The following is a 16,610-nucleotide window of genomic DNA, read 5'->3' on the forward strand; positions in this document are numbered from 1 at the left end:
GCACATTTTTGTGGCGGCTTGGTGTTGCCCCGAATGCTACGCACTTTCACTGGCCGGTGATGCTTTCGTGCAACACCGGCCAGCGTTCAGAGAGCCAGAAAATCGTTAAGAATCAGATCACCCAGGGCGCAAAGACAGGGCCGGTGACGGCGCTCATCTCGGCGGTGCGGCCGCGCTCGCGGCGCGTGGTCTCGACGACCTCGAAGGCCGAACGGTCGGACAGAAGCCGCCGCAAAGCAGCCGCATTCATCCGGTGACCGCCGCGATAGGAGCGGAAGCAACCGATGAAACGGGCGCCGGCCAGCGCCAGATCGCCCATCGCGTCCATCGTCTTGTGGCGAGCGAACTCATTGGGGTAGCGCAGGCCGCCCATGTTGATCACCCGGTTGTCGTCGCCGATCACCAGCGAGTTCTCCAGCGAGGAGCCCAGCGCATAGCCGGCCGCCCACAGCCGCTCGACATCCTTCATGAAGCCGAAGGTGCGGGCGCGCGCGATATCCTGGCGAAAGATGTCGGGGTTGATGTCGGAGGCGAATAGCTGGCGGCCGATCGCCGGGCTTTCGAAATCGATCTCGACCTCGAAGCGCGTGCCGCTATAGGGCCTGAACTCGGCCCAGGACGCGCCATTCTCGATGCGGACGGGCTTGACCACCCTGATGTAGCGGCGCTTGACCGCCAGCGTCTCGATGCCGGCCTGGTCGATGGCTTCCACGAACGCCACCGCACTGCCATCGAGGATCGGAACCTCATGACCGTCGATCTCGATGACGATGTTGTCGATGCCGAGCCCGAAAAGCGTCGCCATCAGATGTTCGACGGTGGCGATATGCTCGCCTGCCGGATCGCCGAGCATGGTGCAGAGATCGGTCGCGCCGACTTCAGCAACCAGCGCGCGGAACTCGCGGCTCTCGCTTCCGTTCGAAAGGTGGAAGAGCACGCCGGTGTCGGCGTCCGCAGGGAGGAAATTGACGGTGACCGGTTTGCCGCTGTGAACGCCGGTACCGGTCAGCGTTGCACGCGATTTCAGTGTCGTCTGATAGTCTTGCAAGACAAACCCCATAGCCCAAACGCCTAAGTCCGCTTTAACCCAAAAGGCGCGGCTCTTTTTTATCGGCAGGCAGGGCCACTTCCCCGAATCCCAGCACACCGAAAGTGCTGCGGCAAAGATAATGGTCCGTCAGGGAGACTCCAAATCACGGTTTCTTACTCTGTGTAACCGCGACAGACCTTGAGCGTCACATCGTAACGCCTTGTTATTAAACCCCTTTAAACGTTAACAGGCAGACAATCTCTCGTCTGCCTGTTAACAAGTGTTACATACCGTTAACGGCTCAGTTGGCCTGGCGGCGCAGGAAAGCCGGTATCTCCAGCTGGTCGTCTTCCTGGGTCGACCTGGTCTGCGGCGTCAACCGGCCCTGATCGTCGAGCTGGCCGCGGCGCGGCGCGTAAAGCTGCGGATCCTGGCTGGCAAGGCGGCGCATTTCCGGCGCCGCCTGGCGCAGTTTCGGTTCGCGCGGCTGTGCCGGCTGCAACCGGGCCGGCTCTTCTTCGCGGCGCGTCAGTCCGTTGGTCAGCCGCTTGAGCAGCCCCATCGGCCCGCTGTTTTCATGGTCGGCCGGACGGCCCTTGGCTTCCACCTCGGCCCGCACCACCGGCGGAAAATCCTCCACCCGCGGCATGCGCTGCGGTGCGGCAGCCACCGGCTGCGGCATTTCCCGCAGCGGCGCCGGTTGCATCACCTGCTGCACGACAGGCTGCGGCTGGGCAGGCGGGGCCTGGAAGATCTTGCTCTGCGGGCGGAAATCTTCCGCCTGGGCCATCGGCGCCGGACGAGCCATTGCCGCCGCATTGGCCTCGGCAAGCTGGATCGCCTCGGCCACCGGATCGGCCGCGCGCTGCTCATAGGTCTGCTGCTGGACCGGTGCCGGACGGCCTTCCGCCCCCGAAGCCGCTGGGCGGCTGACCGGCTTCTGCTGCGGCGGCACGGCCCGGATCGAGATCGGCGCCGCGGCAATTTCAGCTGCCGATTTGTCGATGCCGGTGGCGACCACCGAGACGCGGATGACGCCTTCGAGTTCCTCGTCGAAGGTGGCGCCGAGGATGATGTTGGCGTCCTGATCGACTTCCTCGCGGATGCGGGTCGCGGCCTCGTCGACTTCGAACAGGGTCAGGTCGCGGCCGCCGGTGATCGAGATCAGCAGGCCCTTGGCGCCCCTCATCGAGGTCTCGTCGAGCAACGGATTGGCGATCGCCGCCTCGGCGGCGGCCATCGCGCGGCCCTCGCCCGAAGCTTCGCCGGTGCCCATCATCGCCTTGCCCATTTCGCGCATCACCGAACGCACGTCGGCGAAGTCGAGATTGATCAGACCTTCCTTGACCATCAGGTCGGTGATGCAGGCAACACCGGAGTAGAGCACCTGGTCGGCCATGGCGAAGGCGTCGGCAAAGGTGGTCTTGTCATTGGCCAGCCGGAACAGGTTCTGGTTGGGGATGACGATCAGGGTATCGACACATTTCTGCAGCTCCTCGATGCCGAGATCCGCCGTCTTCATGCGGCGCTGGCCTTCGAAATGGAACGGCTTGGTGACGACGCCGACGGTGAGGATACCCCGTTCGCGCGCCGCGCGGGCAACCACGGGAGCCGCACCGGTTCCGGTGCCGCCACCCATACCGGCGGTGACGAAGCACATATGGGTGCTGGAGAGATGATCGATGATCTCATCGATGCACTCTTCCGCCGCCGCACGGCCCACTTCAGGCTGCGAGCCGGCGCCGAGCCCCTCGGTGACATGCGCGCCGAGCTGGATCAGCCGCTCGGCCTTCGACATGGTCAGCGCCTGTGCATCGGTGTTGGCCACGACGAACTCGACACCGCGCAAGCCCGCGGTGATCATGTTGTTGACGGCATTGCCGCCGCCGCCGCCGACACCGAATACGGTGATCCGCGGCTTGAGCTCGGTGATGTCCGGCTTTTGCAGATTGATCGTCATTGTCTCCGTCCTTTGCCTTTCCCGCCGCTTCGCCGCCGCGGCCGCCTATGGGGCTGTCCCCGTCAATTAGAAACTGTCTCTCAACCACTGACTCATGCGATGCAGTTTTCCGCCCGTCCCGGTCATCCTGAGACCGGAAATTCCTTTCGCCGGATGGCTCTCGAAGCTCGCCATCTGCGGATAGATCAGCAGCCCGACCGCCGTCGAGAAAGCCGGCCCCTTGGCAGCTTCCGGCAGGCCCGCCACGCCGAGCGGGCGTCCGATGCGCACATTGCGTCCCAGAATGCGGCGCGCCGCCTCGGGGAGACCCGCAAGCTGGCTGGCGCCGCCGGTCAGCACGACGCGTTTTCCCACGGCATTGCCGTAGCCCGACTTGTTCAGCCGGTCGCGCAACAGTTCCAGCGTCTCGTCGATGCGGGCGCGGATGACGCGCGTCATCACCGAGCGCGGGATCTGCAGCGGCATCTCGCCGTCTTCGCCGATCGGCTGGATCGAGACCAGGTCGCGATCGTCGGCACTGCCAGGCAGCGCCGAACCATGCATCACCTTCAGCCGCTCCGCGGCGTCGAGCGAGGTCGACAGGCCCTTGGCCATATCGAGCGTCACATGATTGCCGCCGATGGCAATGGCATCGGCGTGGACGAATTTGCCTTCCGAAAACACCGAGATGGTCGTCGTGCCGCCGCCCATGTCGATGCAGGCCGCACCCATTTCCAGTTCGTCGTCGACCAGGGCCGCAAGCCCGCTGGCATAGGGCGTCGCCACCATGCGCTCGACCGAAAGATGCGAGCGGTTGATGCAGAGCTCCAGATTGCGCAGCGGCGCGGCATCGCCCGTCAGCACATGCATATCGACGCCGAGCTGGTCGCCGACCATGCCGCGCGGATCGCGCACGCCGCGCTCGGCGTCCAGCGAAAAGCCGACGGGCAGCGAATGGATCACGTCGCGTTCGGCCTTGAGCGCCTGCTTGGCGCCGGCGGCAAGCACGCGCTTGATGTCGGCTTCGTCGGCCTGATGGCCACCGAGATTGATCGTGGCCGAATAGGTTTCGCTCTTCAGCCGGCCCGCCGTCATGTTGACGATCAGCGAATCCACCGTCAGTCCCGCCATGCGTTCGGCGGCGTCGACGGACAGGCGAATGGCGTGCTCCGCACGGTCGAGATCGACGACCACGCCCGACTTCACGCCTTGCGATTTCTGGTGGCCGATGCCGATTACCTGGATGCGGTGCGAGCGGCCGCGCAACAGCTTGCCGTCCTCGCGCGGCTTCAGTTTCGCCACCACGCAGCAAACCTTGCTCGAGCCGACATCCAGCACGGTGAGCGTGCCGGAACGCCGCGAAGAGGCATCGCTGTTGCCGCCAAGCCAGCTCATATCTTCGTCCCCGACTTGCGCTTCAGATTTTGCGGCTTTTCATTGAGCGCGGCCTGGCGCTGCGTCGCCGCTTCCGGCGTCAGCTGCACCACCAGGCGATCGGAGATGCGCATGTCGACGGCGGCGATGTCCCGCGTCAGAAGCCCGTTGTCGTGGTCCATCCGAACCAGGTCGGCGATCGCCTGATCCTCGCCATCCTCGGGCAGCTTGATCGTGATGCCGTTTTCCAGCTTCAGGTCCCAACGCCGTTCGCCGATGCGGATATAGCCTTTGACCCGAGCCGCGAGCTCGGGAAATTTCTTGATCTTGGCCACGAAGTCGGGCGCCTTGGCCGGTGCGCCGGTGCCGATGATCAGCGGCAGCAGCGCCTGCTTGCCGCCGGAGAACGGCGCGATCACCGCGCCGGAGCGTTCGATGACCGAAAGCTCCGCGCCCTGCTGCCAGAGCGCGAAGGGCTCGCGCTCCTCGACACGCACTTCCAGCGTATGTGGATAGACCTTGCGCACCGCCGCCACTTCGACCCAGGGCAAGGTATCAATACGTTCACGCGCGGCCTCGGCATCGAAGCCGATCAGTGACGTCCAGCCGTCGAGCTCGAGCCGGTCCAATATGTCGATCTCCGAAGTCTGGCGGTTGCCGACCACCTTGATCTGGTCGACGGCAAAGCCGGTCCGGGCGGTGATGCTCTGGACGATGTCGTCGGCATGACCGCCGAGAATGGCGCCATAGAGGCTGCTTGATGCAATGAGCGAAGCCGACAGGATGGCCGCGGAAAAGCGCGGCGCGACGAAGTCGCCGCCGCCCAGGCGCGCCAGCACGCGCACCGGCCGGCGCAGCACGCGCGGCAGCACGAAATGGTCGAACGACAACGGCATGCCGAACAGCGCCGGCCCGGCGCCGCCCCTGCCCTTGTCCTGTCCCCATTTCAACGCAGACACGAAGCGTCCTCCACCATCCAACTCAACAATTTGCCAAACGAGTGCCCGGCCTGGGCGGCGATTTCAGGCACCAAAGACGTCGGCGTCATGCCCGGCTGAGTGTTGATCTCGAGCCAGACAATCTCGCCGTTTTCGGAGTGACGGTCGTCATAGCGGAAGTCCGATCGGGAAACGCCCCGGCAGCCGATAGCCAGATGTGCCTTGAGCGCCAGTGTCTGTATTTTTTGGTAAATATTTGATGAAATTTTAGCAGGGATTTCGTGTTTTGATCCGCCGGCGACGTATTTTGAATCATAGTCGTAGAAGGAATGGCCGGTCGGAATGATCTCGCAGACGCCGAGCGCCACGTCGCCCATGACGGCGCAGGTCAGCTCGCGCCCATGGATGTAGCGCTCGACCATGACGGTCTCGCCATATTTCCATTCGGACGAGCCGATGACCTGCGGCGGATGCGACTGCCCTTCATGCACGATGACGACGCCGAAGCTTGAGCCTTCATTGACCGGCTTGACCACGTAGGGCGGCTTCATCGGATGCTTGTTCTGGATGGCAAAGCGGCTGGCAACCTTCGATTCCGCCACCGCGATGCCGGCAGCCTTGGCGACCTTCTTGGCTTGCTCCTTGTTCATGGCGAGCGCCGAGGCGAGCACGCCCGAATGGGTGTAGGGAATGGCCAGATATTCGAGGATGCCCTGGATGGTGCCGTCTTCACCGAACGGGCCGTGCAGTGCGTTGAAGACGACATCGGGCTTGAGTTCGGTGAGCACGGCGCCGACATCGCGCGCAACATCGACGCGCGTAACCTGGTAGCCTTCATTCTCAAGCGCATCCGCACACGCCTTTCCCGAAGACAGAGACACGGGCCGCTCGGACGAGAATCCGCCCAGGAGGACAGCCACATGCTTGTTCTTCATATCCCGTCATCCCTCTCACGGCGGGCCCGCAACCACGCATTCAGCGACCAGATTGAGTCCGAGTCTCCCGGCAGGTTGCCCCCCCAGACGGAAAACGCGGTCGACGCGTCGAACGACTCAAATCAGGAAACGCTTTAAGGCAGAGAATCAGAGAGTTGATTCGCTGGCAAGTGCTTATGATTCCGACAGATTCACTTTCCGCGAAAACGGCCGGAAAAAGCGTGTTGTGAGTCTTTGGAGCAACGGTGGCGCTGTTGTTTCAGACCGTTTGAAGTTCAAGCATCACATGAACTTCAGCTTGCGCTAAAGAAGCTGTCCGAGGAATTCCTGCACGGCATGGCCGGGGCGGAAATTGCCGAGCCGCTTGATTTCCCACTGCAGGCGGATGCCTGAATTTTCAAGCACGCGGGCGCGCACCGTCTCGCCGAGATATTCGAGGTCGTATCCGGTCGCTGTTCCGGTGTTGATCATGAAGTTGCAGTGCATCGGCGACATCTGCGCGCCGCCGATCATCAGCCCGCGGCAGCCGGCCTTGTCGATTTCCTTCCAGGCCGAGGTGCCTTCCGGATTCTTGAAGGTCGAGCCGCCGGTCTTCTCGCGGATCGGCTGCACCGTCTCGCGATGCGTCTGGACGGCGTCCATGGCCGCCTTGATCGCCTCCTGGTCTTCCAGAACACCTTCGAAAACGGCGGAGGTGAAGATCAGCCCGGCAGGTGCGGCCGAGTGACGATAGGCATAGCCCATGTCTTCATTGCTGAGGGTGTGGAGATTGCCCTTGCGGTCGAGCGCCCGAACCTCGACGACACGTTCCCGCGTCTCGACGCCATTGGCGCCGGCATTCATCCTCAGCGCCCCGCCGATGGCGCCGGGAATGCCGTGATAGAAATGAAAGCCGCCAATACCGGCCTCATAAGCGACGGCCGCGACGCGCTTGTCGGGCGTCGCAGCACCGGCCTTGATGACGGTCGGCGAAACCACCTCGGCTTCGCCAAAGCCCTTGGCCGAAAGCCGGATGACGAAACCCGGAATGCCGCCGTCGCGCACCAGGAGGTTGGAGCCGACACCGACGATGGTGAGCGGGATGTCCTCCGGCACGGCGCGCAGGAAGGCAGCCAGATCCTCCTCGTCGGCCGGCTGGAACAGGGCGTCCGCCAGACCGCCGGCGCGGAACCATGTGATCTTGTCCATCTCGGCATTGGGCGTGATGCGGCCGCGCAGGCCGGCAAGCCGGTCGCCAAGTTTGTCGAGCAGGTCCTGGCCGCGCATCATGAGACGGTACCGCCGAGTTCCCCAGGCAGCGCATAGGCCCATTGGGTGATGTTGCCGGCGCCCAGGAAGATGACGAAGTCGCCCGGTTTCGCCAACGCGCGGATGACGGGCGAAATCGCGGCAGGGGTTTCGACGTAGCGCGCATCGCGATGGCCCCCGGAGCGGATGCGCGACACCAGCGCCTCCGAGGTCACGCCGTCGATCGGCTCCTCGCCCGCCGCATAGACCGGCGCCACCATCACGGTGTCGGCATCGTTGAAACAGACCGAAAATTCGTCGAACAGATCATGCAGCCGGGTGAAGCGGTGCGGCTGCGCAATGGCGATGACGCGGCCCTTGGTGGCGCTGCGCGCCGCTTTCAGCACCGCCGTGATCTCGACCGGGTGGTGGCCGTAATCGTCGAAGATGTCGACGCCGTTCCACGAGCCGGTGTGGGTGAAGCGCCGCTTGACGCCGGCAAAGGACGACAGCCCTTTTTTGATCGCTTCGGCCGACAGGCCGAGTTCATGCGCGACCGCGATTGCGGCGGTGGCGTTGGAGACGTTGTGGCGGCCGGGCATCGGCAGCCGCAGATCAGATATCGTCGTCTGGCCGCCGGTCTTGCGGTCGCGGATCACCACGTCGAATGCCGAGACGGCACCGGCCATGCGGTGGTTGGTGAAACGCACATCGGCCTGCGCGTTCTCGCCATAGGTGATGACGCGGCGGTCCTCGATACGGCTGACCAGCGCCTGTACTTCCGGATGGTCGGTGCACATCACGCCAAAACCGTAGAACGGCACGTTCTCGACGAATTGCCGGAACGCCTCGCGCACCTTGTCGAAACTGCCATAATGGTCCAGATGCTCGGGATCGATGTTTGTGACGACGGCGATCTCGGCCGGCAGCTTGAGGAAGGTGCCGTCGCTTTCGTCGGCTTCGACCACCATCCACTCGCCATCGCCCATACGGGCATTGGTGCCATAGGCATTGATGATGCCGCCATTGATCACCGTCGGGTCGAGCCCGCCGGCATCGAGCAGCGTCGCCACCATCGACGTGGTTGTGGTCTTGCCATGCGTGCCACCGATCGCGACCGCCTGGCGGAAGCGCATCAGTTCGGCCAGCATCTCGGCCCGGCGCACGATCGGCAGCAGTTTTTCGCGCGCGGCCTTCAGCTCGGGATTGGATTTCTTGATCGCGGTGGAGACGACAACCACTTCGGCCGCGCCGATATTCTCGGCCTTGTGGCCGACAAAGCATTCGATGCCCTTGTCGCGCAGCCGCTGGACATTGGCGCTGTCGGCCTGGTCCGAACCCTGCACCTTGTAGCCGAGATTGTGCAGAACCTCGGCGATGCCGCTCATGCCGATGCCGCCAATGCCGATGAAATGCACAAGGCCGATGGTCTGCGGCATCTTCATCAATGCGTCCCTTTCCTGAAATCCGAAACGGTTTTTCTGGACGCAATAGCCTCTGTGAGATCAGCGAGCAACCGTGCCGCGTTGGGCCGGCCAGCCGACTTCGCTCCGGCAGCCATGGCCGTCAGCCGCTCGGGAGAGTCCATCAGCCCGCCAATGAGAGCCGCGATGCGCTCCGGCGACAGTGACGATTGCGGATGCACCTCGCCGCCGCCCGCCGCGGCAAGGGCGGCTGCGTTCGCCGCCTGATCGTGATCCAGCGCATAGGGATAAGGCACCAGCAGCGCCGGCCGGCCGATGACGGCGATCTCCGAAACCGTCGAGGCGCCGGAGCGCGAGATCACCAGATGCGCCGCGCCCATGCGCTGTGCCATATCGGTGAAGAAGGGCGAGACCTCGACATGGACGCCGAGTGCCGCATAGCCAGCCTTCACCCGCGCCACGTCGTCGGCGCGGGCCTGCTGGGTGATCACCAGCCGCTTGCGCTGCGCCTCCGGCAGAAGTGCGATCGCCGTCGGCATGGCGTCGGAAAAGAACTGCGCGCCCTGGCTGCCGCCGAACACCAGGAGCCTGAACGGATCCGCCCCTTGGGATGCGGTGTAGGGCGTCTTGGCCGCCTCCAGGATTGGCGGCCTGACCGGATTGCCTGTCGTCACCGTCTTGGCGCCTGTGGCACTTTCATCTTGCGGCAGGAAGCCGCCGGCAATGGCATCGACGCGCCCGGACAGCGCCCGGTTGGCGCGGCCCATCACTGCGTTCTGCTCATGGATCAGCGTCGGCAGCTTGCGACGCGTCGCGGCATAGAGCGGTGGCAAGGTCGGATAACCGCCAAAGCCGACGACCGCATCAGGCTTGATCCTGGCGATGACGGCGGAGGCCTGGCGCACGCCGCGCCAGATCTTCCAGAACGCGCCAAGCAGCGCGACAGGGTTTTTCGAGCCCATCGTCGCCGACTGGATCGGATGGATGGCGGCGGCCGGGAAATGGCCGGCAAAGCGCTCGGCGCGGTCGTCCGTCGCCAGATGCACGCCCCAGCCGCGCTCGATCAGCTCATGCGCCAGCGCCTCGGCCGGAAACAGATGTCCGCCTGTTCCGCCAGCAGCGAGAAGGATGACACCCCGCGCCATATCACTCCGCCGGCAGGGCGCGCTGCGACAGGGCAAAGCCCATCTGCTTGCGCTTTTCCGGTCGCTTGCGCGTCAGCGCCAGCACCATGCCCATCGAGATGGCAATGGCGATCTGCGAGGAGCCGCCATAGGAGATGAAAGGCAGCGTCATGCCCTTGGCCGGCATCAGCTGCAGGTTGACGCACATGTTGATGACCGACTGCAGGCCGAACACGGTGACCAGACCGCCGACGGCATAGCGGGTGAAATCATCATGTTCCTTCAATGCCGTGCTCAAGCCGCGCAGCACGATGAAGGCGAAGATCGACATGATGAAGAAGCACATGATCAACCCGAACTCTTCGCCGGCGACCGAAAACACGAAATCGGCATGCGCGTCGGGAATGACCCGCTTGACCGTGCCCTCGCCCGGCCCGACGCCGAACCAGTGGCCGTTGATCAGCGCCTCGCGGCCCATGTCGACCTGGAACGTGTCGCCTTCGCCGGTCAGGAATTTGTCAATGCGGGCGGCAACGTGCGGGAACACAGTGTAGGCGGCAAACAGGCCGCCGGCGCCGGTGGCGCCAAGCGCGATGATCCATAGCCAGGGCAGGCCGGCCATGAAGAACATGACGCCCCAGGTGCCGGTCACCAGCATGGTCTGGCCGAGATCGGGCTGCGCCACCAGAAGCGAGATGACCAGGATCAGCAGCAGCATGGCAAACAAATTGCCCGGGATGTCGGGCTGGCGCTTGTGTTCGGCGAACAGCCAGGCGCAGACGATGACGAAGGCGGGTTTCAGGAATTCCGACGGCTGGATCGACATGCCGACAAACGACACCCAGCGCCGTGCGCCTTTCACTTCGACGCCGATATAGAGCACGGCCACCATCAGCACCAGCATGATGCCCAGGATGATCAGCGCCATGCGCCGGATCTGCCGCGATTCCAGGAAGGACACTGCCAGCATCACGCCGAGCGCCGGCACGGTGAAGATGATCTGCCTGGTGGCAAAGTGGAAACTGTCGAGGCCGATGCGTTCGGCCACCGCCGGGCTTGCCGCAAAGGACAAGACAATGCCAAGCCCCATCAGCGACAGGAACGCCGCCAGGAACCAGCGATCGATCGTCCACCACCAGGTTGCAACCGGGCTTTTGTCGAGACGGCTTTGCATTATCGTGCCCCTCCGATGGGTTTGACACCCTCGATAGCATTCGCAGCTTGCCTGAAGGCTTCGCCGCGAACTTCGAAATTCTTGAACTGGTCGAAACTGGCGCAGGCCGGCGACAGCAGCACCACCGCCTCGCCGCTGTCATCCTTGGCCGCGTCTTTCGCGGCATGGTCGACCGCGGCGGCCAGGGTGCCCGAGATTTCATAGGGCACGGCTTCGCCGAGCGTCGCCGAGAACGCGGGCGCCGCCTCGCCGATCAGATAGGCCTTGGCGATGCGTGGGAAAAAACCGCGCAGCGGCTCGATGCCGCCTTCCTTGGGCAGTCCGCCGGCGATCCAGTAAATGCGCGAAAAACTCGACAGCGCGGGTGCCGCCGCATCGGCATTGGTCGCCTTGGAATCGTTGACGAACAGCACGTGGTCCTTGCGTCCGACCTGCTCCATGCGATGCGCGAGGCCTGGAAAGCTCTCCAGTCCCGCCTGGATCTCGCCCAGGCTCAAGCCGACCCTGAGGCAGGCGGCAACAGCGGCAAGCGCGTTCTGCGCATTGTGCTGGCCGCGCAACGAACCGATGCCTTCGAGGAAGGCGACGCGGCTGTAGCGGCCATGGACGGCTTCCATCAGATCGGAACCGTCTGCGAAATAACCGTCGGTCAGCGGCAGCCGCTTGGAGATGCGGATCACCTCCCGGCCCGCCCTCTCCAGCCGGTCAGCGATCTGCGCGCACCAGGAATCGTCAACGCCGACGATCGCCGTCTCGCTGCCGGCAACCAGCCGCTCCTTGATCGAAGCGTAATGCTGCATGGTGCCGTGGCGGTCGAGATGGTCGGGCGTCAGGTTGAGCAGGATGCCGGCCGTCGGGTTGATCGAGGGCGCGAGATCGATCTGGTAGGACGAACACTCGACGACATAGTCCCGGTCAGCCTGCGGTGGATCGAGCGTCATGATGGCCCGGCCGATATTGCCGCCCATCTGCGTGTCGCGCCCTGCCGATTTGAGGATATGCGCGGTCAGCGCCGTGGTCGTCGACTTGCCGTTGGTGCCGGTGATAGCGATGAACGGCGCATCAGGCTCGCGCGCAATCCGCTCGCGGCAGAACAATTCGATATCGCCGATCACCTCGACGCCGGAGCCACGCGCCAACTCCACCGTCCAGTGCGGCTTGGGATGCGTCAGCGGCACGCCGGGCGAGAGCACGAAGGCCGAGAATTTCGACCAGTCGGCGCCGCGCAGATCGGCGGTCGCAATGCCTTGGTCAGCAGCCTTGGCGACGCTATCGGGATTGTCGTCCCAGGCAAGCACGTCGGCGCCGCCCTCGATCAGCGCGCGCGCCGTGGCGATCCCCGAGCCACCGAGCCCGAAGAGCGAAACGCGTTTGCCCGAAAAGGATGCGGCGGGGATCAAGCGGGTTCCTATCTCAGCTTGAGGGTCGACAGGCCGACCAGCGCCAGGATGACGGCGATGATCCAGAAGCGGATCACCACCTGGCTTTCGGTCCAGCCGAGCTTTTCGAAATGATGATGGATCGGCGCCATCAGGAACACGCGCTTGCCGGTCATCTTGAAGTAGCCGACCTGAATGATGACCGACAGGATTTCCACGACAAACAATCCGCCGACAATGACCAGCACGATCTCGTGCTTGGTGGCGACCGCGACCGTACCGATCAGGCCACCCATGGCCAGCGAACCGGTGTCGCCCATGAAGATCGCCGCCGGTGGCGCGTTGAACCAGAGGAAGCCGAGGCCGGCGCCGATGACGGCGCCAAGCACGACAGCCAGCTCGCCGGTGCCGGGCACGAAATGGATCTGCAGATATTCGGCGAACACCGCATTGCCGGAGAGGTAGGCGATGACGCCAAAGGATGCCGCCGCAATCATGATCGGCACGATCGCCAGCCCGTCGAGGCCATCGGTCAAATTCACCGCATTGCCGGCGCCGACAATGACGAAGCAGGAGAACGGCACGAAGAACCAGCCGAGATTGATGATGAATTCCTTGGCGAAGGGGAAGGTCAGCGACGACGAGAACGGCGCCTGGCCATTATGCATGATCGCCCAGGCGGCGATGCCGGCGATGACGAATTCCAGCGCCAGCCGCGCCTTGCCGGAAAAGCCGAGATGCGACTGCTTGGTTACCTTGAGATAGTCGTCGTAAAAGCCGATCGAACCGAAGCCCAGCGTCACCAAGAGCACCACCCAGACATAGATCGAGGAGAGGTTCGCCCATAGAAGCGACGAGCCGACGATGCCGCACAGGATCATCAGCCCGCCCATCGTCGGCGTGCCGGCCTTCTTGAAATGCGTCTGCGGGCCATCGGCGCGGATCGGCTGGCCCTTGCCTTGCCGCAGCCTAAGCGAATTGATGATGGTCGGCCCGAAGATGAAGACGATCAGCGCCGAGGTGATCAGCGCACCGCCGGTGCGGAAAGTTATGTAGCGGAAGACATTGAAGACCGAGACCTTGTCCGCAAAATCGACGAGCAATGTAAACATACGATTCCGTTCCCCGGACTAGTTCTGTTTCGTGCCTGCGGCTTCCGCCGGATATTTGCCGAGCAAGGCCTCGACCAGCTTTGAAAAGCCGATGCCTTTCGACGATTTGATCATCACCACGTCGCCGGCCTTCAGCGTCGACAACAGCAGCGGCTTCAATTCCTCGGCGCCGGCGCGGTATTCCGTTTTGATCTCGTCGGGCAGGATGTCTGCCAGCGCCTGCATTTCCGGACCGCCGAGAAAGACCGTGTTTGTGCCGGTGCCGACGATCAACTCGGCAAGGGCTGCATGGAGCTTGGCCGAATGGTCGCCGAGCTCGAGCATGTCGCCGAGCACGGCGATGCGCCGGCCCTCGCCCGTGACAGGCGTCGCGTTGAGCAGCGCCATGGCAGCAGCCATCGAGGCCGGATTGGCGTTGTAGCTCTCGTCGATCAGTGTGATCGGTCCCTTGGGGTGGCGAAGCATATGGCGCTTCCCACGGCCACGCTCGGCCGACAGATCGGCCAGTGCCAAGGCCACCTTGCCGATATCGGCTTCAACCAAATGCGCGGCGCCGAGCACCGCCAGGACGTTCTGTACCATGTGGCGGCCGGGCGCGCCGATGCGCGCCGTCACATCCTGCCCGCCGATCCTGGCGGTGATGTCGGAATGATCGGCATGCAGCTCGCATTTGGTCAGCTTGTAGGTCGACCGTGCATTCTCGCCGAAGCCAAAGACATGTTCGACGCCGGCGGCTCGCGCCATCTTGTCGAGCAGCTTCCATCGCGCATCGTCGCGGTTGAGCAAGGCCGCACCGCCGGGCTCGATGCCTTCAAAAATCTCGGCCTTGGCCTTGGCGATCTCTTCGAGGTTTTTGAAGAAGCCGAGATGGGCGGCGGCGATCAGCGTGACGATGGCGACCTGCGGGCGGACCATCTTGACCAGTGGCCGGATTTCGCCGGGATGGTTCATGCCGATCTCGAACACGGCGTAATCGCAATCGTCGGGCATGCGCGCCAGTGTCAGCGGCACGCCCCAATGGTTGTTGAACGACTGCGCCGACGCGTGCACCTTGCCAACGGCCGACAGCACATGACGCAGCGCCTCCTTGGTGGTGGTCTTGCCGGCCGATCCGGTCACCGCGATGATTTTTGCGTTGGAACGGGCGCGGGCGGCAACACCGAGTTTCTCCAGTGCTGCCAGCACATCCTGCACGACGATCATCGGCGCCGTCAGCCGCCCAAGCGACGGCAATTTGCCTTCGGCGACGACCAGAACGCCGGCGCCGGCCTTGATCGCCGCGGTCGCGAAGTCATGGCCGTCCATCGCCTCGCCCTTGATGGCGAAGAAGGCGTCGCCCGGCTGCAGGCTGCGGCTGTCGATCGAGATCCCCGAAATTCCCTCCGGCATCGGCCCAAGCGGCCGACCGCCCATGGCGTCGACCAGCGCCTCGGAAGTCCAGAGCACGCTCATGCGGCCCGCTCCCGCAGCGCCGAGCGGACTTCTTCGTGGTCGGAGAACGGAAACGTCTCGGCGCCGATGGTCTGGCCCTCTTCATGGCCCTTGCCGGCAACGATCAGCGTATCGCCCGCTTTGAGCATGGCGACCGCTTCGTGGATCGCCTTGCGGCGGTCGCCGATTTCAATGGCGCCGGGTGCGGCTGCCAGGATCGCGGCACGAATCGTTTCCGGCACTTCCGAGCGCGGATTGTCGTCGGTGACGATGACGACATCGGCGAGCCGCGTGGCGATTCCGCCCATGATCGGCCGCTTGCCCCGGTCGCGGTCGCCACCGCAGCCGAACACGACGATGACGCGGCCGGTGGTGAACGGGCGCACGGCGGCCAGCACATTTTCCAGCGCATCCGGCTTGTGGGCATAGTCGACATAGACGGGCGCGCCATTGGCGGTGGCGCCGACAAGGTCGAGCCGTCCCGGTGCCCCCTGAAGTTTCTCTAATGCCATCAAAGCTTTGGCGACCGGCGTTCCAGTGGAAATGGCCAGCCCGGCCGAAACCAGGGCATTGGCGATCTGGAAGTCGCCGGCGAGCGGCAGGTCGATCTCGTAGAGCACGCCGTCGGCTTCGACCTCGGCGCGCTGGCGGTGGCGCTCGTGCTCGACCCGCTTCAGGCGCAGGAAATCGCCATGGCGGCCGACCGTCAGCACCTTGAGCCCGGCGGCCTGCGCAGCCTGGATGGTCGGCGCCGACCACGGATCGTCGGCAAAGATGACCGCCGGCGCGCCTTTCGGCAGCAGCGTGTCGAACAGGCGCAATTTCGCGCGATGGTAATCCTCGACCGTCGGATGATAGTCCATATGGTCGCGGCCGAGATTGGTGAAGCCGCCCGCGGCGAGCTTGACGCCATCGAGGCGGCGCTGGTCGAGACCGTGGCTGGAGGCTTCCATCGAGGCGTGTGTGACGCCGGCCTCCGCCAATTCCTTGAGCAACTGGTGCAAAGCCACTGGATCGGGTGTGGTCAACGAACCGTAGTCGTTGCGGCCCGGCGCCACCACGCCGGTGGTGCCGATGGACGCGGCGGCAAAGCCGGCCTGCTCCCAGATCTGCCGGATGAAGGCGGCGACCGAGGTCTTGCCTGCGGTGCCGGTAACCGCGACCATGGTCTCCGGCTGGCTGCCGAAGAAACGTGCCGCGCTCAGCGCCAGCGCCAGGCGTGCGTCGTCGACACTGAGCACCGGGACGGACAGACCGGAAACGGCGCTGGCCTTGCCAACGACAACCGCCGCTGCGCCGCGCTTTGCCGCATCGGCGGCATAGGCCGAACCATCCGCCTTGCTGCCGGCGAGCGCGAAAAAGACCACGCCGGTCTTGACCGAGCGGGAATCCGACGAAATCCCGGTTACCTCCACATCGCGGGAAGATGTTCCCTCGACAGGCAGGATACCGGCTAAATCTCTCAGGTGCATCGAACCCCGTTTATCTCAACAAAATGGCGCGCAGTTGCCGGCGCGCCCTAA

General features: G+C 64.2%; 13 protein-coding genes. All 13 read right to left on the minus strand.

Annotated elements, in window-relative coordinates:
• Positions 1-112: 112 nt before the first annotated feature.
• Positions 113-1,060 (minus strand): UDP-3-O-acyl-N-acetylglucosamine deacetylase, encoded by a 948-nt coding sequence (gene lpxC / locus X727_RS156725; protein ID WP_023668283.1) that lies wholly within the window; start codon positions 1,058-1,060, stop codon positions 113-115.
• Positions 1,061-1,331: 271 nt separating this feature from the next.
• Positions 1,332-2,990, minus strand: coding sequence for a cell division protein FtsZ (gene ftsZ / locus X727_RS156720; RefSeq protein WP_023833904.1), 1,659 nt, complete (start codon positions 2,988-2,990; stop codon positions 1,332-1,334).
• Between the two features lie 66 nt (positions 2,991-3,056).
• A complete protein-coding gene (ftsA, locus tag X727_RS156715; RefSeq protein WP_023688034.1) occupies positions 3,057-4,364 on the minus strand; it encodes a cell division protein FtsA in 1,308 nt (435 codons plus the stop codon).
• On the minus strand, positions 4,361-5,302 hold the full coding sequence (locus X727_RS156710) for a cell division protein FtsQ/DivIB (protein WP_023725356.1): 942 nt from the start codon (positions 5,300-5,302) through the stop codon (positions 4,361-4,363). The genes ftsA and X727_RS156710 overlap by 4 nt, the downstream gene beginning before the upstream one ends.
• Entirely contained in the window at positions 5,290-6,216 is a 927-nt protein-coding gene (locus tag X727_RS156705; RefSeq protein ID WP_023744604.1) for a D-alanine--D-alanine ligase, read from the minus strand. Before X727_RS156705 ends, X727_RS156710 begins: the two co-directional genes overlap by 13 nt.
• 303 nt (positions 6,217-6,519) lie before the next feature.
• Positions 6,520-7,485: a UDP-N-acetylmuramate dehydrogenase gene (gene murB, locus X727_RS156700; protein WP_027050618.1), complete on the minus strand. Its 966-nt coding sequence runs from the start codon at positions 7,483-7,485 to the stop codon at positions 6,520-6,522.
• On the minus strand, positions 7,482-8,888 hold the full coding sequence (gene murC, locus X727_RS156695) for a UDP-N-acetylmuramate--L-alanine ligase (RefSeq protein ID WP_023668277.1): 1,407 nt from the start codon (positions 8,886-8,888) through the stop codon (positions 7,482-7,484). The genes murB and murC overlap by 4 nt, the downstream gene beginning before the upstream one ends.
• Positions 8,888-10,012: an undecaprenyldiphospho-muramoylpentapeptide beta-N-acetylglucosaminyltransferase gene (gene murG / locus X727_RS156690; RefSeq protein ID WP_023833905.1), complete on the minus strand. Its 1,125-nt coding sequence runs from the start codon at positions 10,010-10,012 to the stop codon at positions 8,888-8,890. The genes murC and murG overlap by 1 nt, the downstream gene beginning before the upstream one ends.
• Before the next feature lies 1 nt (position 10,013).
• Entirely contained in the window at positions 10,014-11,165 is a 1,152-nt protein-coding gene (gene ftsW, locus X727_RS156685) for a putative lipid II flippase FtsW (RefSeq protein ID WP_023668275.1), read from the minus strand.
• The gene (murD, locus tag X727_RS156680; RefSeq protein WP_023815572.1) at positions 11,165-12,565 is read right to left on the minus strand and encodes a UDP-N-acetylmuramoyl-L-alanine--D-glutamate ligase; all 1,401 of its coding nucleotides are present in this window, start codon (positions 12,563-12,565) and stop codon (positions 11,165-11,167) included. Before murD ends, ftsW begins: the two co-directional genes overlap by 1 nt.
• Before the next feature lie 8 nt (positions 12,566-12,573).
• Positions 12,574-13,656: a phospho-N-acetylmuramoyl-pentapeptide-transferase gene (gene mraY / locus X727_RS156675; RefSeq protein WP_023668273.1), complete on the minus strand. Its 1,083-nt coding sequence runs from the start codon at positions 13,654-13,656 to the stop codon at positions 12,574-12,576.
• Between the two features lie 18 nt (positions 13,657-13,674).
• Positions 13,675-15,108, minus strand: coding sequence for a UDP-N-acetylmuramoylalanyl-D-glutamyl-2,6-diaminopimelate--D-alanyl-D-alanine ligase (locus tag X727_RS156670; RefSeq protein WP_023815573.1), 1,434 nt, complete (start codon positions 15,106-15,108; stop codon positions 13,675-13,677).
• Entirely contained in the window at positions 15,105-16,559 is a 1,455-nt protein-coding gene (locus X727_RS156665; RefSeq protein WP_023815574.1) for a UDP-N-acetylmuramoyl-L-alanyl-D-glutamate--2,6-diaminopimelate ligase, read from the minus strand. Before X727_RS156665 ends, X727_RS156670 begins: the two co-directional genes overlap by 4 nt.
• Positions 16,560-16,610: the final 51 nt, after the last annotated feature.

This window comes from Mesorhizobium sp. L103C105A0, from assembly GCF_000502215.1.
In the GTDB taxonomy this organism is placed as follows: domain Bacteria; phylum Pseudomonadota; class Alphaproteobacteria; order Rhizobiales; family Rhizobiaceae; genus Mesorhizobium.